General features: G+C 69.4%; 15 protein-coding genes. 10 read left to right on the top strand and 5 right to left on the bottom strand.

Annotated features, from left to right (window positions below; translation table 11 throughout):
• The first annotated feature begins 126 nt into the window (after positions 1 to 126).
• Entirely contained in the window at positions 127 to 831 is a 705-nt protein-coding gene (locus RM572_RS08575) for a hypothetical protein (RefSeq protein WP_311672655.1), read from the top strand.
• 57 nt (positions 832 to 888) lie between these two features.
• On the opposite strand, the gene RM572_RS08580 is transcribed toward RM572_RS08575, so the two are convergent.
• The 3 genes from RM572_RS08580 to RM572_RS08590 form a co-directional block, all read right to left on the bottom strand.
• A complete protein-coding gene (locus RM572_RS08580; RefSeq protein WP_311672656.1) occupies positions 889 to 1,422 on the bottom strand; it encodes a hypothetical protein in 534 nt (177 codons plus the stop codon).
• 109 nt (positions 1,423 to 1,531) lie between these two features.
• A complete protein-coding gene (locus RM572_RS08585) occupies positions 1,532 to 2,734 on the bottom strand; it encodes a putative T7SS-secreted protein (RefSeq protein WP_311672657.1) in 1,203 nt (400 codons plus the stop codon).
• Between the two features lie 13 nt (positions 2,735 to 2,747).
• On the bottom strand, positions 2,748 to 3,050 hold the full coding sequence (locus RM572_RS08590) for a WXG100 family type VII secretion target (protein ID WP_311672658.1): 303 nt from the start codon (positions 3,048 to 3,050) through the stop codon (positions 2,748 to 2,750).
• Positions 3,051 to 3,695: 645 nt separating this feature from the next.
• Between RM572_RS08590 and RM572_RS08595 the strand changes: the two genes are divergently transcribed.
• The 7 genes from RM572_RS08595 to RM572_RS08625 all read left to right on the top strand — a co-directional run bounded on the left by RM572_RS08595 (position 3,696) and on the right by RM572_RS08625 (position 10,657).
• Positions 3,696 to 5,030, top strand: a complete 1,335-nt coding sequence (locus RM572_RS08595; protein ID WP_311672659.1) for a hypothetical protein — start codon at positions 3,696 to 3,698, stop codon at positions 5,028 to 5,030.
• 215 nt (positions 5,031 to 5,245) lie between these two features.
• Positions 5,246 to 6,520 (top strand): outer membrane protein assembly factor BamB family protein, encoded by a 1,275-nt coding sequence (locus RM572_RS08600; protein WP_311672660.1) that lies wholly within the window; start codon positions 5,246 to 5,248, stop codon positions 6,518 to 6,520.
• Positions 6,521 to 6,778: 258 nt separating this feature from the next.
• Positions 6,779 to 7,099 carry a hypothetical protein gene (locus RM572_RS08605; protein ID WP_027763945.1) on the top strand — a complete coding sequence of 107 codons (321 nt, stop codon included), beginning with the start codon at positions 6,779 to 6,781 and terminating at the stop codon, positions 7,097 to 7,099.
• Positions 7,099 to 8,382 carry a putative T7SS-secreted protein gene (locus tag RM572_RS08610; protein ID WP_037790084.1) on the top strand — a complete coding sequence of 428 codons (1,284 nt, stop codon included), beginning with the start codon at positions 7,099 to 7,101 and terminating at the stop codon, positions 8,380 to 8,382. The genes RM572_RS08605 and RM572_RS08610 overlap by 1 nt, the downstream gene beginning before the upstream one ends.
• Positions 8,379 to 9,086, top strand: coding sequence for a hypothetical protein (locus tag RM572_RS08615; RefSeq protein ID WP_311672661.1), 708 nt, complete (start codon positions 8,379 to 8,381; stop codon positions 9,084 to 9,086). Before RM572_RS08610 ends, RM572_RS08615 begins: the two co-directional genes overlap by 4 nt.
• Before the next feature lie 86 nt (positions 9,087 to 9,172).
• Positions 9,173 to 9,910 carry a hypothetical protein gene (locus tag RM572_RS08620; RefSeq protein ID WP_311672662.1) on the top strand — a complete coding sequence of 246 codons (738 nt, stop codon included), beginning with the start codon at positions 9,173 to 9,175 and terminating at the stop codon, positions 9,908 to 9,910.
• Positions 9,911 to 10,009: 99 nt separating this feature from the next.
• Positions 10,010 to 10,657, top strand: a complete 648-nt coding sequence (locus RM572_RS08625; RefSeq protein ID WP_311672663.1) for a hypothetical protein — start codon at positions 10,010 to 10,012, stop codon at positions 10,655 to 10,657.
• Positions 10,658 to 10,748: 91 nt separating this feature from the next.
• Here the strand turns inward: RM572_RS08625 and RM572_RS08630 are convergent, their stop codons facing one another.
• Together RM572_RS08630 and eccCa are read right to left on the bottom strand one after the other, a co-directional pair.
• Positions 10,749 to 11,012, bottom strand: a complete 264-nt coding sequence (locus RM572_RS08630) for a DUF397 domain-containing protein (RefSeq protein WP_027763950.1) — start codon at positions 11,010 to 11,012, stop codon at positions 10,749 to 10,751.
• 223 nt (positions 11,013 to 11,235) lie between these two features.
• A complete protein-coding gene (gene eccCa, locus RM572_RS08635; protein WP_311672664.1) occupies positions 11,236 to 15,177 on the bottom strand; it encodes a type VII secretion protein EccCa in 3,942 nt (1,313 codons plus the stop codon).
• A gap of 292 nt (positions 15,178 to 15,469) precedes the next feature.
• Here eccCa and eccD point away from each other — a divergent pair, with 292 nt between their 5' ends.
• Complete coding sequence (gene eccD / locus RM572_RS08640; RefSeq protein WP_311672665.1) at positions 15,470 to 16,927, top strand: type VII secretion integral membrane protein EccD; 1,458 nt, start codon at positions 15,470 to 15,472, stop codon at positions 16,925 to 16,927.
• Positions 16,928 to 17,158: 231 nt separating this feature from the next.
• Positions 17,159 to 17,452 (top strand): 30S ribosomal protein S15, encoded by a 294-nt coding sequence (gene rpsO / locus RM572_RS08645; protein WP_027763953.1) that lies wholly within the window; start codon positions 17,159 to 17,161, stop codon positions 17,450 to 17,452.
• The last annotated feature ends 6 nt before the right edge of the window (positions 17,453 to 17,458 follow it).

Below are 17,458 nucleotides of genomic sequence, written 5' to 3' on the forward strand. Positions count from 1 at the left end.
ACATGGGGAGGGTGAAGGAAGTGGAAGAGCCGTGCAGGGTTAGCGTGTGTACGCATCTAAGGCAGGGAGGGCCCGATGACGTCGACAACGGCAATGCTCCTGGCTAGTAGTGATGAGATGTCATTCATGCAGATCATCATCTACGGCCTCATCTTGGGATTGGTGATTACGACCTTCCGATGGTTGCGCAGGCGGCGGAATGCTCCGCGCTTCCAGGCGCTCGCTGAGCGGTACGGGGGTACCTACGCACCCAAGGCGCAAGCGCGTGCGGAGAGGTTCGCCGGGGTGGAGTGGGCCACGGAACCGCGATCCCCCGACGTGCACGACTATCTGTGCGGCAACTACCAGGGACATCCCTTCTACTGCTTCGGATGGGAGTATTCGACCCGCGGTGCCATGGGCGACGGGGAAAGTGGTGGCGTGCGGGTCGTCAGGTCCGTCTACACCGTGCAACTGCCGTGCTACGTCGGACACTTCTCCGTTCGGAAGCACTCGTCGGCGCGGCGGATGTTCGGGCAGAACGACGTGCAGGTCGGGCACCCCGAGTTCGACGAACAGTTCACCGTGAACGGGCACGAGCCTCTTGCTGCCCAGCAGGTGCTTCGTGGATCGCTCGTGGAGTTTCTGCTCAACGACTCCCGGAGCAAGGACTATCCGTTGTGGTTCCTGGGGGACAGGCTCCTCTGCTCCTTCACGGACCGGTTCAGCCCGCCCGATGTAGAGCCGGCGCTGGAGTTCATGGCCCAGGTGATCGGCACTCTGGATCGCACGGAGACCCCCGCGGAGAGCCGGAGCGTACTGGAGGAGGATGTCGTCCCGCTCAGCGGGTAACGCAAGGGAAGGCCGGGGCATAAGCCGATGCCCCGGCCTCCCCCCAATGGTCAGCCGCTACGTCTGACTGCCGTCCACTTCGCCCTGAGAAGCAGGGCGAACAGTGCGCAGGAAGTCCTGGAAGTCCTCGAGAACCTCGTGCAGCTGTTCAGCCTTGGCGGTCAGAGCGATTTCGACCTCGGCGCGCTCATTCGGCCGCTGCTCGTTTTCCAGGATCAGGAAGAGCTGGCTCTGCGCCAGTTTCATCGGCTGCCCGTTCACTGTGGCGTCGATGTGCAAGTTCTGCACAACGCCCGGTGCGTCGACCAGCCCGGGCGCCTCCGACGTGCCCACCTCGGCTCGTTTGACCACATGCACAGTTCCAACGGCTTCCTGGAGCCGTCGGATGGACTCCTCGGCGATCCTGGTCAGGCCTGCGGCATCGGTGCGGGTGCGCCCGGTGACGGTGATGTTCGGGACGAAGCCCTCTCCCTTCGACGCCAGATGCAGTGCGACGAGGGCTGCCTGTGGGGCCCCGACCTCGTCCGGCGGAGCCGCCTGCCAGCCCTGCGGCACCTCGCAGGTGAGGGGTACAGGCAGTGTGCCCGGCATGATGGATCATCTCCTTGTCGTGCGGATTCCCGCAGGTCGGCCCCCAGAGTACGGACGGCTGACTGCGTCTGTGCTCCCGCGCCCTGGGTCGGGCCTCTTCCGGTGTCGGTCAGAACAGGTCACCGATGGCATCGGCCGCATCGCCACCCCAGTCTCCGACGGTGTCCGCAGCATCGCTGACGGCATCGGTGACCTTTCCGGGATCGATCTCCACTGACACGCCCGCCTTGGCGCCTACGCCGAGGGCGGCGCCGAGGTCCCCGCCGATGACCAATTTGCCGTTCTGCATACCGGCATCGAGGTTCGCCTCGAATCCGATGCCGGCCCAAGCCTCGGCATTGCCGCCGACGCCGACACCGGCGACGGAGGCGTGTCCTTCGACTCCGGCCTTGGCCCCGGCGAAGGCCTCGCCGCCGACGTGGACACCATCCAGCCCGACGGACCCGCGGACGTTGGCGTCAGCCCCGACCATGCCCTCGGCCTTGCCTGAGGCTTCGAAGAGACCCGCCTGGTACTTGCCCTCGGTAGAAGCTTGTGCCAGGTAGGCCTTTGCAGAAGCCTGGCCCGCGAGGTTGGCACCGTTCGTGCCCCAACCTGCCTTGGCCTCTGCTCCGAGGGTGCTCATACCCGCCTTGGCGGAATACTCCCCGCCAAGCCCCTTCCCCCGTGTCTTGGCCTCGGCACCCCAGACCTCGGCTTTCACCTGGCCGGAGTGTCCCGCGATCGTGAAGGTGCCGTCCGGCCGCGAGGCGCCTGCTCCACGGTTGCCCCAATACCGGTCCTTGAGGGTCGGTGGCAGGCGTTCACGCTCAGCAAGGGTCATCTTGGTCGAGCCCTCGCTGGTCTGAGTGGCCTGTGCCGCCCAGAAGAGCCAGTCGGGGGCGTCGGATGCGGACCCGCCTTGCTCCTTGAGCTTCTTGGCGGTGTCCTGGCCGCTGGTCTCCACGCGGGCACGCGCGGACGCGAGGGTCATCTCCGCGTCGAGTACGGCACCGCGGGCGTAGTCCTCGATGGCCGTCTTCGCGTCGCTCTGCGCCCCCGCGAGGGTGTCCGCGTGGGAGCGGAGCGCAGTAGCCGACGCGGAAAGGGCGTCGGAAGCCTTGAACCATCGCTTCTTCTGCCCGGAGAACGTGTCCCAGAAGGCGTCGCTCGCCTTGCCGGTCCATCCTGGTACGCGCACCGCGCCGAGGTCGTCTCCGACTTCCTCGAGCTTCCCGGACCACTTGGTGAGCTTGTCGGCGTCCTTGTGCAGGGCGTCCGGATCGCCCGGAATCAGTTCTCTGGGATTCTGAGTGTCACCCAGACTCGCCACGTTTCCCCCTCTGCTACATCGGTCCGAGTGCGGGTGACGTGAAGGAGTTGTCTGCCGCGGTCTCCGCCGATTCGTAGTTCGAAGCCGTGCTCTCCAGCTTCTCCGCGGAAGCTTCAGCGTCCTTCTTGAGCGTGTTCGTGAGCGCCTCGTCCCATGTGGCCATCAGTTCCGAGTACGCCTTCTGCGCTTCCTCGTGGCCGAACTCGGGAGCGGTGGCGCCAAGTTCTTTGACCTTGACGTCATCTGCTTTCGAGACGGCGTCCTTGATCTTCTTGGCCGCCGATCGCAACGTCTGCGGATCGACTTCGTAGCCCATGCGCGGCCCCCGGATCTCCCCCTCGCCCCGGATGCCCGGACGAGAGCCGTTAGTTGACAACCGGAGAAGGATCCCGCACAAGATCACCGGATCTCCTCCCAAGTCCGCGATCTCGCCGGATCGTTACGAAGTCTTCACGCTGCGTTGCAGGTGGAGTACGCGATGCACTCGACGGCTGCGCATCATCCGGGGTTGTCTTCACTGCGGTTGGCGAGGCCAACTCCACGCGCATGAAGGGGTATTGAATGCACCTGGAGCTGCGAGTCTGCAAGTGAGCGAAGTCGCCGTTTCCCAGCTCGGTTCGTCAGGTGATGCCTGAGGCCGAGCCGGGCTTTCTCGCGAGCTGCACGGGGCAGTTGCGCGTCGTGCAACGGTGGTGGCGTACGGTACTGGTCGCCTGTTCGTGAGCAGGCGCTTGAGTCACGTCGCTGTGCGGGGGGTTGCGGTCGGGGTCGGCCGCTGCTGGTCTCCTGCCTGTACCGAGGAAACCTGATGTCGCATCAACAGCCGCCGTGGAACGGTTCTCCACCACCTCCTCAGCCATCTCCCGGCGTGTACGGACAGCCTGGGCCGGCCCCGATGGGGTCTCCGCCCATGGGGCCGCCGCCGCCTGAACGGAAGTCGGGCGGTGCGCTGAAGTGGGTGGTGAGCGGTGTCGGGTTGCTGGCGGTGCTGGCCATCGGGGGCCTGATCTATGGCTTCGCCATGCGTGCGGACGAAACGCCGGCGACCGGCCCCGTGGCGGGTGGCGGCGGCAATACGACCACGATCTCGGACGAGGAGATCACCGAGATCCTCGACGACCACGGCAGGGCCCTGGAGGAGGGGGACCTGGAGGCGTTCCTGGCGCCCTTCGTCGGTGAGGACGTGAAAAGCGAACAGCGCGACCTGTTCGACAATCTTCGGAAGGTGTCCTTCAGCGAGACGTCGTACGCGCTCTCGGCGAAGGAAGGGCGGGGAACCGACAGTTACGGGCAGGGGGCCTCGCTGGTGGTCGACGTCGCCTTCGTCCACCAGATCGAGGACGTCGACGTCACCCCGGTGGCGGAGTGGTACAGCTGGACCGTCGAGAAGCCCTCGCAGGATGCCGAGCTCAAGGTCACGAAGGTGGCCGGTTCGGACCGGAAGTACCTCGGACGGGGTGGCCTCGTGTACCACCCGGCGCCGTGGGACCTGTACGAGGACATGGCGGCGATCCGCAAGGATCACGTGCTCGTCCTGGCCGACCAGAAGAAGATCGATCACGCGAGGCGCCTCGCGCCCCTCGTCGAGCAGGCCGCCGAGGAGAACCTGGCGGCGTGGGAGGCGGCCGGCCCGCAGGAGGCGCCGGCCATGCCGGGTTTCGTCGTCGCTCTGGAGAACGACCGGCAGAGCTACGAGAAGCTCTACCGGAAGAAGAAGACCGACTCGACGAGCGAGGCAGGCGTCGCCTACGCGTTGCCGTCGCGCGGCGGGAGCGAGGAAGACCGCGACATCCACGTCGGCGGAGCCCGAATCGTCATCGACACGGGCAGCGGACGCTTCCAGCCCCACAGGTGGCCCGGAGGTCCCCTGGAGATCAGCCGTCACGAGATCGCCCACGCGATGATCGCGCACACCGAAGGCCACGTCACCGACGGAGACACGCAGCGTTGGGTGGTGGAGGGCTTCGGCGACTACATGGCGTTCCGCGAGGACAAGGCAACCGCCGAGGCCGAGATCGCGGCGATGAAGACGCGTATCGGGGGAAGCTTCGACGGCAGACTGCCGCAGAGCGCCACCTTCTACGCGCCGGGTGACGGGAACCCGAACTACACCCTGGGCTACCTCGCCCTTCGTTTCATCGCCGAGAAGGGCGGCGAGGACGCGGCCTTCACCTTCGTCACCGACCACTACAAGAAGCCCGAGAAGCTGGACGCCCAGCTGCGGAAGGCAACGGGCATGGGCACAGCGGAATTCGAGGAGGCGTGGGCCGACTACGTGAGGAAGGCGATGGCATGAGCTATCCCCAGCAACCGCCGAGCGGTCAGCACCAGCAGCCTCCGCTCCCGCCGGCACCGCCCACGGTGCCGCCGGCGTGGAGCCCGGGTCAGCAGGGACCTACGCAGGGTCCCGGCTACGGGTTGCCCGGCCAGCCGGTTCCGCCCGGAGCGCAGCCGTACCGGCCCCCGGCCGCGCAGAAGAAGAAGGGCCGCGGTTGTCTGATCACGTCTCTGGTGCTGCTCGTTCTCCTGACAGCGGGCGCGGGGACCGGAGCGTGGTTCCTGCTGGGGCTCGGCCGTGGGCAGACGTTGTGGAGCCTGCCGTACTCCGGTGGATCGCCCGACCGGCAGAACTACCTGTCCACGTGGTTCACCGACAAGGCTGTCGTTCGCGCGCAGACTGACGGCATCAGCGCCCTCGATCCCGCTTCGGGCCGGCGGCTGTGGGGGACGCCGGTGCCAGGAGAGGGGACGGTCGTCTGCGCTTCCTCTTCGGTGGCGAGCGAAGGCGTCGCCGTGCTGGCCTTCGGCGAGACCGGGTCGTGCAGCACCGTCTTCGCCCTCGACCTGGCCACCGGGGAGGTTCTCTGGGACATGCCGGTCGAGACCCTCGACGAGCCTCCGTCACTGGCCGTGAGTGGCAAGGCCGTCGTGGTCAACGACAAGCAGGCCTATCTGCTCGCGGACGGTTCGGAAGCGTGGGCGGCGAAAGAACTGCCCACGGACGACGGATGCACGACGGGCACCTTCACCGGCGGAGCGCAGCTCGTCCGGAGCTACGGCTGCGCCACGAAGGTCGACGAGTTCGGGGCGCCGAGCGCTCTCCGGTACACCGTCTCGGAGATCGATCCGGCGACCGGCAAGGCTCGTTGGGAGTACGTCGCGAAGCGCGAGGACACCTCGCCCGACCCGCTCGAGAGCCACGGAGAGGTCCTCTCCACCTCGCCCGTCGTGGCACGTGAGGCCACAGGCGCGTATCGGATTCTCTCCGACGGCGGGAAGCCGCGGGGGCTGGTGGGCATCGAGGGCGGCAGGAAGCTGGGACAGGACGCGGCTTTCCTCGGAGGCAGCCCCAGCCCTGCCGTGGCCGCCCACGAAGGCACCCTCGTGGTGGAACAGCGGCACAAGAACGACGAGGCCGTCGACGGCTACGACATGGACTCCGGTGACAAACTCTGGAGCACCGGACCGTCGAGCGATGTGCGGTACGACCTCGTGCAGGGGGCGGAGGAGGGCCTGATCGCCACGAAGGAGGCGAACGGGACGTTCGACCTCGGGGACACCGACCCCTTTTCCCTCGTCGCGTTCGATCCCGAAACCGGTGACGAGGACGAGATGCAGGACTTCGACGGGGTCGGAGACACGCTCGGCGTATGGAACGCGGCCTACCTTCACGAAGGCGGGCTCTTCCTCGCCTCGGTGTCCAACAAGGGGTCCATCGGCGCGCTCGAGGACATCGGTGCGCTCGGCGAGGATCACGACTCGTCGCTGGTGGCCTTCGAGCTGTAACAGGGCACAGCCCCGGTGGTGGGGCAGCCCCCGGTGGGGCCCGCAGGGGATCTGCGGGCCCCACCCTGCGTTCCCGGTTTCATCCGTGCCCCAGGGGATGCCTGGTACTTCTCCGCGGGCCTGTCCACGCAGGATGCCTCCGCTCGTATAATCAGCCACCATCGCGAGGCGCGAGCGGTTCTGCCTGGGGTGTTCGACCGGTTTCGTCCCTTCCTGCCTTGCCCACGGCTGCCTTCGCTGCGCAGGAGAGGTGTATTCATGGGGGACGGTTTCAAGACCGACACCGACCAGTTGGACCAGTTCGTGCGGACGTTGAAGGACAGCGTCGAGAACCTGGACGAGGCACGAACGGCGCTGTCGCACGTGCGGTCCGCGGAGATCGGGACGTCGCGGCTGGACGAGGCGTGCAACAAGTTCCAGGAGCAGTGGAAGTACGGGGCCGGTCAGATGAGCGAGATGATCGGCAACATCAGTGAGGGCGTGAAAGCGAACAAGCTGAGCTACGAGGAAATGGAGAAGAACCTCGAGGAGGCCCTCAAGAAGATGGCCGAGCAGGGCACTTCAGGCGGGGGCAAGTGATGACGAACCCGTATCCGAACCTCGGCTGGAACCCCGTCCCGGGTGTGCCGTCGGAAGTGCATTCGCTCAAGACCAAGGTCGACCGGGCCGCGAAGGCCCTGCGGTCGTCGCATCAGCAGATCGAGCGTCTGCTCGGCGAGAGCAGCCACTGGGAGGGCGACGCGGCGTCCGCGTTCCGCGACGCGCTGGACGGCGAGCTGCCCGAGTACATGAAGAAGGCCGCCGAGTCGGTCGAGAAGGCTTCGGTCCAGCTCGCACGGTGGGACGGCGACCTCACCGCCAACCGCGACCTGGCCAAGAAGTACGACGACGAGGCGAAGGACAAGAAGAGCGCGGCGAGTACCGCGCAGGGCGACTACGACGACGTCAAGAAGGACCCGGACCTGGACCTGGGCGGTAAGACCTACCCCAGCCAGGCGGAGGCGGACGCCGCCACGTCGCGTCTGCGGGCCGCGGAGGGCCGTCTCCGGGAGGCCGCGGGCAAGGTCGAGGCCGCCAACAAGGCGTTCGACGACGTCATCAAGAAGGCCAAGGACCTCGAGGACGAGCACAAGCGGGAAGCCGACAAGATCGCCGAAGCGCTCGACGTCGCCGACGACGGGCTGGCCCCCGAGGAGCCGGGCTGGTTCGAGCGGACGCTGAACGCGATCGGTGACGGGCTCAAGGCCGTCGGCCAGTTCCTCCTGGACCACGCGGGCACCATCGGCGCGATCGCCGGACTGCTCGCCCTCTTCCCCACCCCGCTGGCGCCGCTCTTCGCCGGTATCGCCGTCGTCGCCAGCGCCGCCTCGATGGCGAAGAACCTCGCGAGCGAGGACTTCCGGGATTCACTCATGGGCAAACACGGCGGCATGGCCGCCTTCAGCGCCTGGGCGTCCATGGCGGGCGACAGCATGGGCATGATCCCCGGGGTCGGCGCGCTGTCCAGGGCCGGCGGAGAGGTCGGCATGCTCGCCGGCGCCGCCAGGGAGGGCGGTGAGGCGATGTCCATGGGCGCGAGAGCGACCGCGTTCGGCCGGGAGAGCGTGGAGGCGTTCAACTTCAAGGCGCTCGACGTGGCCACCGACCCCAACACGGGTCTCCTGCAGTACGGCATCAACGGCGCGAACGTCCTGGCCAACTCCGCCTCCTCGCTGGAGACGGCCGGCGTGCTGCCGGACTCCGGTGCCGGCCACAACGCGGCCGAGTACACCAAGGCCGGAGCCGCCGCGTACGGCGTGCCGGGCGGCATCTCCGACCTGCAGTACGGGCTCGGTGAACTCGTGACGGGCATCCGCTTGTGAGCGCGCCGAAGGGCGCCGGAGGCGTACGGCTGCCGCCGGCGTTCTGGTACGAGATCCCGCACGGCTATCTGCGGCTGGACGTCTACCCGACGGCGGAACGCCTCGACGACCTCGCCCGGCAGATCCTCGCGCTGCCCGAGGAGGTGCGGGAGCGGGCGGACGAGGTGTTCCGGCTCTACTGCATCGTGATGTGGGAGATGCAGAAGCGGCTCGTGCAGGGCTGCGCCATGGGCATGCACCCCGACGACCGGGGCGGCGTCACCACGTCGGTGCTGACGCTGTTCAGCGTCGAGACCCGGAACGTCGACCCGAAGGCCGCGCTCGTGACGCTGATGGCCTCCGGGGCCGGGGAGTCGGCGGAGACCGGCATCGTCCCCGTCGAGCTGCCGTGCGGGCTGGGGTTCCAAACGGAGACGGTGCGCCGCACCATGGCGCCCGGACGTCCCGAGGGCGGGGGAGACGAGCCGGAACAGCAGCCGGTGTGGCAGGGCACCATCGCCATTCCGGACGTGCGGTCCTCGGCGATCATCGCGGTGCAGCTGGTGACCTCCTCCGTGGACCTCGCGGACGACTACCGCAACGTGCTGCGGGGCGTGGCGAGTACCGTGAGCTTCACCAATCCCGGGCTCGCCGACGGCGCGAGCGGAGCCGTGGAGCCGGAGCCGGGCTCCGCGGCGGAGGCAGTGAGGAACGATTTCGGATGACACCCGAGGACCGAGCGGACGGGAGCGCGTCCCGGACGCGCGCGCGCCCGGCGCGGAGCGCCGGCCGGCCCTCCGGGGGGCGACGTGTGGCCTTCTGGGGAGGGCTGTTCGTCCTCTTCCACGCGCTGACGCTGTTCGTGCTGACCGACGGCTGGTTCCTCCTGGCCATGCCGGGGATCATCGGCATGGCCGTCCTGGGCTTCTTCGCCTCGACGGCGCTGCTGGACGCCCGCCCTCCCGTCACCGGAGCCCCGCCGACGGACACGGGAGAGCCGCTCGCGCACGTGGCGGAGCTCCGGTCCGCGCTGCTCAAGCGCTACCCCGTGCTGCTGGCCGTGGTGGCCGCCCTCGTCGCAGCGGTGGTGCTCGTGCAGAGCGACTACCTCATTCCGCTGGCGCCGTTCGCCATGATGACCCTGGTGTTCGGGTCGTACACCTGCCTGGGCCGTCTGGTCGCCCTGCGCCGGTGCAGGCGGGTGCTGGAGGCGTACCCGTTCGTGCGCGAGGAGCGCGTGCAGGTGCTCAACCGGGCGAGCGGAGGCCGGGGGCACATCCTCCGGCTGGGGCGGGGCGGCGAGAAGTCGCCGAAGCTGCTCGGGAGGCAGGTCGGCAGGTCGGACGCGCACTGGACGAGCAACCTCTCGCAGGGTGCCTGGTTCGCGGGCGACGAGCTCTTCGGAGGGGTACTGCTGGTGCCCGGCAGCGGCGACGTGGTCTGGGTGGCCCCGAACGACGGTCCGGCGCTGCAACCGGAGCGTCAGGCCGCCGCGCCGGAGCGCAGGGACAGGGCGAAGCGCGCCGGCATCGGCGGCGGGGGGCAGTAGCTCCGGCCCGTCGGGCCGGTCTCCGCCGGAGACGAGGGCCGGTCGGACGGCGACCGGGGAAACGGCCGGACAACGGCCAGAGAAGGGGCAGTCATCACGATGTACAGGTCACAAGAGCCGCCGCACGCCACGGCGTTCGCGCACCCGGAGACGCGCGCCGCATGGGAGGGGACGCGTAACCGGATCAGAGTGCGGTTCCTGCTGTGGAGCCTGCTCTTCGTCGGCCTCTTCGCCCTCAGCGTGGTCCTGAACGCGACGGCGGAGACCGACTACGTCAAGCGCGGCAGCAACCAGCTCGGGCCCGCGATCGGGGGACTCGCCCTCCTCTGGTACGTCTTCGTGCTCTACTCCTGCCTGGGCGCGCTGTCCCGCGTGAAGAAGGCGCGGAAGGTGCTGGAGGTATGCCCCTGGCGGCAGGTGGCGGTGCGCAAGGCCCCCGGCGGCAAGGACGGCACGGGCGTCACCGTGCAGATCGGTCTGTCCGGGGGAACGCCCCCTGCCTCCGGTGACGAGTCGGCGTGGTCGCCGACGATGGCCGCACGGGACCCGCGGCGCTACAACCGCTGGGACCCGCAACTGGAGCAGGGCGCCTGGTTCGCCGGGGAGCCCGGCGTGTACGGCGTCCTCGCCCTCCCCGGCGGGGCGGGCCCGATGAACGCGCAGCGCTCGCAGGCGAACCTGAGCGGCGAACGCACGACCCCCGGCCGAGACCTGGAGAGCGTGCTCCGGGGTGCCGCGCGGAGCTGAGCACCGCGAAACGCTGCGCCCCGTGTGATGCGGGCCCGACCGAGCGACGGCTCGGTCGGGCCCGCATCGCGTTCCCGGTCCCTGTCCCGGTTCAGGAGGTCTGCACGCCGCCGTTCTCCGGAGTGGGGTCCAGGTCGAACTCGCCGTCGCGGGCGCCGAGGACGAACGCGCGCCACTCGGCCTCGGTGTAGCGGAGCACCGTTTCCGGGTGCTTGGAGTTGCGCATGGCCACGGCACCGCCGGGGAGGTGGGCGATCTCGACCTTCTCGTCCTCGGGGCCGCCGGGTGCGGACTCCCAGACGGCGTCGGAGATGTCCATCGCGTACAGCTCGTCCTTCTCCTGCTGCGTGCCCATCGGCGCTCGCCTCCTTCGTCGTGACGTGTCGGGGGACGGTACGAGGCCGTCGCCCTCCGTCATCCTCGCACGTACGGGCCTCCGCACGGGCGGGTATCAGACGACTCCGGCCGCCGTCAGGGCCCCGGCGCCGCCATCCCCTGCCGGGCCGGGAACGGCCGGAGCCCGGGCGGAGGAAGGGCCCCCTGCCCGGGCTCCGGTGCGGTCGCGACGCCCGCACGCCTCAGTGGCGGGCCGGCATCCATCCCGTCTGGACGAGCTGGCCACTGCGACGCCGGGTGTGGAAGTACCCCCGGCCCGCGGGCAGCTGCGACGGCGAGATGTTGCCGAGCAGCGCGCCCTCGGACCGTTCGCCGGCGAGGACCAGGCCCTGTGCGCCCAGCTCCTTCATCCGCTGCATCACCGGCTCGTACAGGGCGCGGCTGGCGCCGCCGGAGGAGCGGGCCAGGATGACGCGCAGGCCCACGTCCCGTGCGAACGGCAGGTACTCCAGCAGCGGCATCAGCGGGTTCTGCCCGGTGGCCACCAGGTCGTAGTCGTCGATGACGACGAACGCGTCCGGGCTGTCGTACCAGCTGCGGTTGCGCAGCTGCTCCGGGGTCACGTCCGGGCCGGGCATGCGCCGCGACATCGAACCCGCCAGACCCTCCAGCGTCTCCTGGAGCGCCGGCGCCGCCGCGCAGTACCGCGACAGGTGGGCCTCGGGAACGCCCTGGAGGTGCGCACGCCGGTAGTCGCCGACGACGATCTTCGCCTGGTCCGGCGAGTACCGCTCGGTGATCTGGTGGATGAGCAGCCGCAGCAGCGCGCTCTTGCCGGACTCGCTCTCGCCGAAGACGACGAACAGCGGGTCGGCCTCGAAGTTGACGAAGACCGGTGCGAGCGAGGACTCGTCGATGCCGAAGGCGACGCCGTAGTCCGGGTAGTCGGAGCCCTTCGGCAGCCGGGCCGCGTCCAGCATGGTGGGCAGCAGGCGCACGGACGGCGCCGGTTCCCCGGTCCAGTGCTCGTTGACGGCGTGGATGGTCTGCCGGGTCGCGTCCGAGAGGTCCTCCACGGTGGAGGAGCCGTCGATGCGCGGCAGCGCCGTCATCAGGTGCAGCTTGTCCGGGCTCAGGCCGCGGCCGGGCATGCCGGCCGGCACGTTCGCCGCGATCTTCCGGTCGATCTCCGACTCCGACGGGTCGCCGAGCCGCAGTTCGACGCGGTTCTGCAGCAGGTCCTTCAACGCCGGCCGCACCTCGGTGTAGCGGGCGGCGGTGAGGACGAGGTGGACACCGAAGCCGAGACCGCGGGTGGCGATGTCGGTGATGTCGGCCTCGAGCATGTCGTAGTCGTTCTTGAACGTCGCCCAGCCGTCGATGACGAGGAAGACGTCGCCCCACTTCTGGTCCGGCAGCTGGCCCGCGGCCCGCCGCTGGCGGTAGGTGGTGATCGAGTCGACGTTGTTGGAGCGGAAGTACTCCTCGCGCTCGTTGAGGATGCCCACGACCTCGCTGACCGTACGGCGGACCTTCTCGCCGTCCAGACGGTTGGCGACGCCGCCGACGTGGTGCAGCTCCTCCATCGCCAGCAGCGAGCCGCCGCCGAAGTCGAGGCAGTAGAACTGCACTTCGGCCGGCGTGTGGGTGAGTCCGAAGGACGTGATCAACGTCCGCAGCAGCGTCGACTTACCGGACTGCGGACCACCGATGAACAGGCCGTGACCGGCCGCTCCGGAGAAGTCGCGGTACAGCACGTCGCGGCGCTGCTCGAACGGCTTGTCCAGCAGGGCGACCGGCACGGTGAGGCGGCCCAGCGCCGTGTAGTCGGGTGCGGTGAGGCCGCGTTCCTGCGTCGCCGCGAGGGACGGCAGCAGCTGGTCGATGGACGGCGCCTCGTCCAGCGGCGGCAGCCACACCTGGTGCGCCGACGGGCCCTGGCCGACCATCTTCTGCACGATCACGTCGAGCACGGTGTCCGCGAGCGCGTCGTCCACCTGGTCGGAGGTGTCCTCCACCTCCGGCTCGGGCAGCACGGGCAGTGCCACCGGGGTGGCGGTGAACAGCGCGGAACGGGTCTGCGCCGACCGGCTGACCTGCGTCGGGCCCGCCGCGCGGTACACGCCGGAGACGTAGGCCGCCTTGAACTGCACCATCGTCTCGGTGTCGTACTTGAGGAAGCCCGCGCCCGGCACGTTCGGCAGGTGGTACGCGTCCGGCACGCCGATCGCGGTGCGCGACTCGGCGGCGGAGAAGGTCCGCAGACCGATGCGGTAGGACAGGAAGGTGTCCAGCCCGCGGAGCTTGCCCTCCTCCAGACGCTGCGAGGCCAGCAGCATGTGCACACCCAGCGAACGGCCGATACGGCCGATCTGAATGAACATCTCGATGAAGTCGGGCTTGGCGGCCAGCAGTTCGCTGAACTCGTCGATGATCAGGACGAGGGACGGCATCGGGTCCAGCGCCGCGCCGGCGGCGCGCGCCTTCTCGTAGTCCGTGATGTTGGCGTAGTTGCCCGCCTTGCGCAGCAGTTCCTGCCGGCGGTTGAGCTCACCGGTGATCGCGTCGCGCATGCGGTCGACGAGGGTGAGTTCGTCGGCCAGGTTGGTGATGACGGCCGAGGTGTGCGGCATGTCGGCCATGCCGGTGAACGTCGCGCCGCCCTTGAAGTCGGCGAGGATGAAGTTCAGCGTCTCCGACGAGTGCGTCACGGCCAGGCCCAGCACGAGGGTGCGCAGCAGCTCCGACTTGCCGGAACCGGTCGCGCCGACGCACAGGCCGTGCGGGCCCATGCCCTCCTGCGAGGCCTCCTTGATGTCGAGCATCACCGGCTCGCCCTCGCCGCCGATGCCGATCGGCACCCGCAGCCGCTCGTGCAGCGAACGCGGCCGCCAGGTGCGGGCCACGTCGACCGAGCCGGCGTCGCCGATGCCCATCAGGTCGGTGAAGTCCAGGTTGGACAGCAGCGGTTCGCCCTCCTCGCCGCTGCCCATGCGGAACGGCGCCATCTGCCGGGCCAGCGCCTCCGCCTGCTCGTAGCTGAGCAGGTCGGGCCGTCCCGAGTACGCCGACTCGCGGCCGACGTACAGGTCCAGGGCCTTCTCCCGCACGTGCACGGTGAGGCCGCCGGACATCTGGTCGTCGAGGGTGCCGGGGGCCACCTCGAGGAAGGTGACGCCCTGGAGGCCCTCCGCGCCCGCGAGCACCGAGTCCGGCGGGATGGATCCTCCGTCGAGGACCACGACCAGGTGCGCCTGATCCGTGACGGGGGTGCCGTCCCGGGTCCAGCGCGCGCGGCCCTCGAGCTGGCTCGACAGCGAGTCCTCCAGCTGCCCGAGGTCGTCGAAGAACAGCCGCGCCTGGCCGGCTCCGTCGGCCTGCGACGGGTGCTGGGCGTGCGGCAGCCACTTCGTCCAGTCCCACTCGGCCATCGACCCCGGGTGGGAGACGACCGCGACCATCAGTTCTTCGGGGGAGTGCAGCGACGTCAGCTGGCCGACGGCCGCGCGCACGTTCCCGTACACCTCGTCCGTGGTGCCGGTGACGACCACGTGGTAGAAGGCGCGGAGACTGACCGCGATGGGGAGATCCGGAAGCGAACGGTGAATGTCCAGAAAGGACTTCATCGCCTCGGCGGTAAGCGGCTCGAGTTCTTCCTTGGGAGCCGTTTCCGGGGCGACGAGCGGGGTGTTGAGCTGCTGCCAGCCGGTGCCGATGCGGACCGAGGAGAAGTCGTTGTCGGCCGGACGCCGTTCCCAAAACCGTTTCGCGTCACCGACGATCGCCCACAACTGGTCGGGATCGGGGTGCTGGTAGAGCTGCGCGTGCCGCTGCGCCTCGGCCGTCTTGCGCACGTCCTTGCGCACCTGGTCGAGATAACGGAAGTAGTCCCTCCGTTCCTGCGGCATCTGGGCGCGCCCCCCGCGCCGGGCCTTCACGAACTGCGCGACCGCCATGGCGATCGTCGAGAAGAGCATGAGCCCGCCGACGACCTTCATGTACGCCTGGTCGCTGATGAAGAAGAACGCGACGGAACCGCCCATGCCCATGACCGGCAGGAGATTCATCCAGACGTCCTGGTCGCCTTCCCGCGGAATTTCCGGAGGCGATTCGAGCCGGACTTCCCCCTCTGGCACGGTCGGCGGCATGACCCGTGGCTGCCGCTTCACGATGACCACACTCACCGATACATCAATCCTTCACGATAGATTCGCAATTGCGCACCGATGCCCCCGCCTCTGCAACAGCTACCGGTCATGCAGGCGTTGATCCTAGCGGGTGAGCAGGGGCACTCCGGGAGGAGTGACCGCCGACCGAGGGCGGTAAGGTGACCCGCGCTCTCTCGCCGAGAAGATTCTGCGGCGAGGGGCATGCGGGCGGTTCTGTAAGCGCCCGAGTTGTCGTGATTCAACGAGTCGCCGGACGCCGCGCACCGACGTGCCGGGTACCGCGTACCGAGCAAGGGGGAATATCAAGGTGGCCACGACCGCAGCGACCGGCTTCTGCCGCGTCACGGTAGTAGCGCCCGGCGGGCGGATCGATGTCGCGCTGCCCGAGGGGGTGCCGCTCAGCGACGTCTACCCGGAGATCGCCCGGCTTTCCGGCGGCGCGGCCGAGGGGTCGCTGTCCGGCTACCATCTGGTCCGCCGCGACGGAGGGGTGCTCGAGGCGGGCCTCTCACTCGCGGGCAACGGCATCCGGGACGGCGAGGTGCTGCTGCTGCGCCCCTTCGCCGACTCGCTTCCCGCCGCCGTGTTCGACGACGTCAGCGACGCCGTGGCCTCCGCGGTCCGCAGCGACCGCACGCTGTGGAACGAGAAGCTGATGCGCATCGCCGGACTCACCGGCGGCGGCGTCCTCCTCGTCCTCATGGCCTTCGCGCTCTGGTTCGCCGACCCGGTCAAGCACGACATGCACGGCCTGCCGGGCATCATCGCCGCCGCGGCCGGCGTGCTGCTGGTCGCGCTCGCCTGCGTCCGCGCCCGCGTCTACGACGACCGGGCCTCGTCCATCGCGCTCGGCCTCGGCGCGATGCCGCACATCATGATCGCCGGCTCCGGGGCCCTGCCGCTCGGCGAAGGAGACGGCATCGGCCGTCTCCAGTTCCTCCTCGGCTGCGTCGCCGTGCTGCTCGCCTCCGTCGTGCTGATCGCCATCACCCCCAGCGGCGACGGGCCGTTCGTCTCCGCCGCCGTCGCGGCGGCCGTCGGCAGCCTCATCACCTTCATCGCGATCCTGTCGGACATCGAGCCGGTGGAGGCCGCCGCCGTCGCCGCACCCCTCGCCGTCGGCACCATCGCCTTCCTGCCCGGGCTCTCCGCACGCTTCGCACGCCTCCCCGTCGGCTTCGAGCCGCGCGCCGGCGGCCCCGGCGCGTCCGACCGCGAGGGCGGCCGCGAGATCCAGGGCCCGGTCGACGGCGAACGCATCGCCACCCAGGCCCGCCGCGGCCACGAACTCCTCGTCGGCCTGGTCGGCGGCTTCTGCGCCGTGGTCATCGGTGCCGCGTCGGTGCTCGGCTTCTCCGACGACGGCTGGGCGCAGCTCCTGGCCCTGGCCGCCGGCCTGGCGATGCTGCTCCGCGCCCGCCTCTTCCGCTACACCTCGCAGGTCTCCTGCGCCCTGATCGCCGGCCTCGGCGCCCTGGCACTGCTCGCCCTGGGCCTCTCCCTGAACTCGCCGACCGAGCTGGTCCGCGACATGCTCCTGGGCGACAGCACCGGCATGGACTTCCGCACCATCTGGATCGCCGCCTCCATCGCGGCCGCCGCGGCGCTGGTCACGGCCATCGGACTGATCATCCCCCGCACCGGTCTCTCCCCCTTCTGGGGTCGCTTCATGGAGATCTCCGAGACCTTCGTGCTGCTCACGCTGATCCCGCTGTGCCTCGCGGTGCACGACGTCTACAGCGAGATGCGTGGTCTCATCGGCTGACCCGCCACCCGCCACCCGCCACCCGCCACCCGCCACCCGCCACCCGCCACCCGCCACCCCGGCGCACGATGGACCTCCGCCCGCCCCCCTGCCCACGCCGCACGGCGTCCGCAGGGGGGTGGGCGGAGGCGTCCGCGTCCGCTGGTAAGCTGACCGGGCCTGTCGAGTGACCGAAGACTCCCTGTGCAGTAGACCGGGGACGCTCGGCGGCTCAACCCATGAGGAGTACGCGTGTCGTCTCTCGACGCTGCCCGGAAGAAGTCCATCATGTCCGAGTTCGCCACCAAGGAGGGTGACACCGGCTCCCCCGAGGTTCAGGTGGCCCTGCTCTCCGCGCGCATCTCGGACCTCACCGAGCACCTGAAGGCCCACAAGCACGACCACCACTCCCGCCGTGGTCTGCTGCTCCTGGTCGGCCAGCGCCGCCGCCTGCTGCAGTACCTGGCGAAGAAGGACATCCAGCGGTTCCGTGCCCTGGTCGACCGCCTCGGCATCCGCCGCGGCGCGGCCGGCGCCGCCCGCTAGCAGCGG

The organism is Streptomyces hazeniae (assembly GCF_031845485.1).
Lineage (GTDB): Bacteria > Actinomycetota > Actinomycetes > Streptomycetales > Streptomycetaceae > Streptomyces > Streptomyces hazeniae.

Excerpts from the sequence above, each read along its gene's own strand:
- RM572_RS08575 (WP_311672655.1), top strand. The coding sequence starts at position 127 with ATGCAGATCATCATCTACGGCCTCATCTTGGGATTGGTGATTACGACC.
- RM572_RS08630 (WP_027763950.1), bottom strand. The coding sequence starts at position 11,012 with ATGGGCACGCAGCAGGAGAAGGACGAGCTGTACGCGATGGACATCTCC.
- RM572_RS08590 (WP_311672658.1), bottom strand. The coding sequence starts at position 3,050 with ATGGGCTACGAAGTCGATCCGCAGACGTTGCGATCGGCGGCCAAGAAG.
- RM572_RS08625 (WP_311672663.1), top strand. The coding sequence starts at position 10,010 with ATGTACAGGTCACAAGAGCCGCCGCACGCCACGGCGTTCGCGCACCCG.
- RM572_RS08605 (WP_027763945.1), top strand. The coding sequence starts at position 6,779 with ATGGGGGACGGTTTCAAGACCGACACCGACCAGTTGGACCAGTTCGTG.
- RM572_RS08580 (WP_311672656.1), bottom strand. The coding sequence starts at position 1,422 with ATGCCGGGCACACTGCCTGTACCCCTCACCTGCGAGGTGCCGCAGGGC.
- RM572_RS08610 (WP_037790084.1), top strand. The coding sequence starts at position 7,099 with ATGACGAACCCGTATCCGAACCTCGGCTGGAACCCCGTCCCGGGTGTG.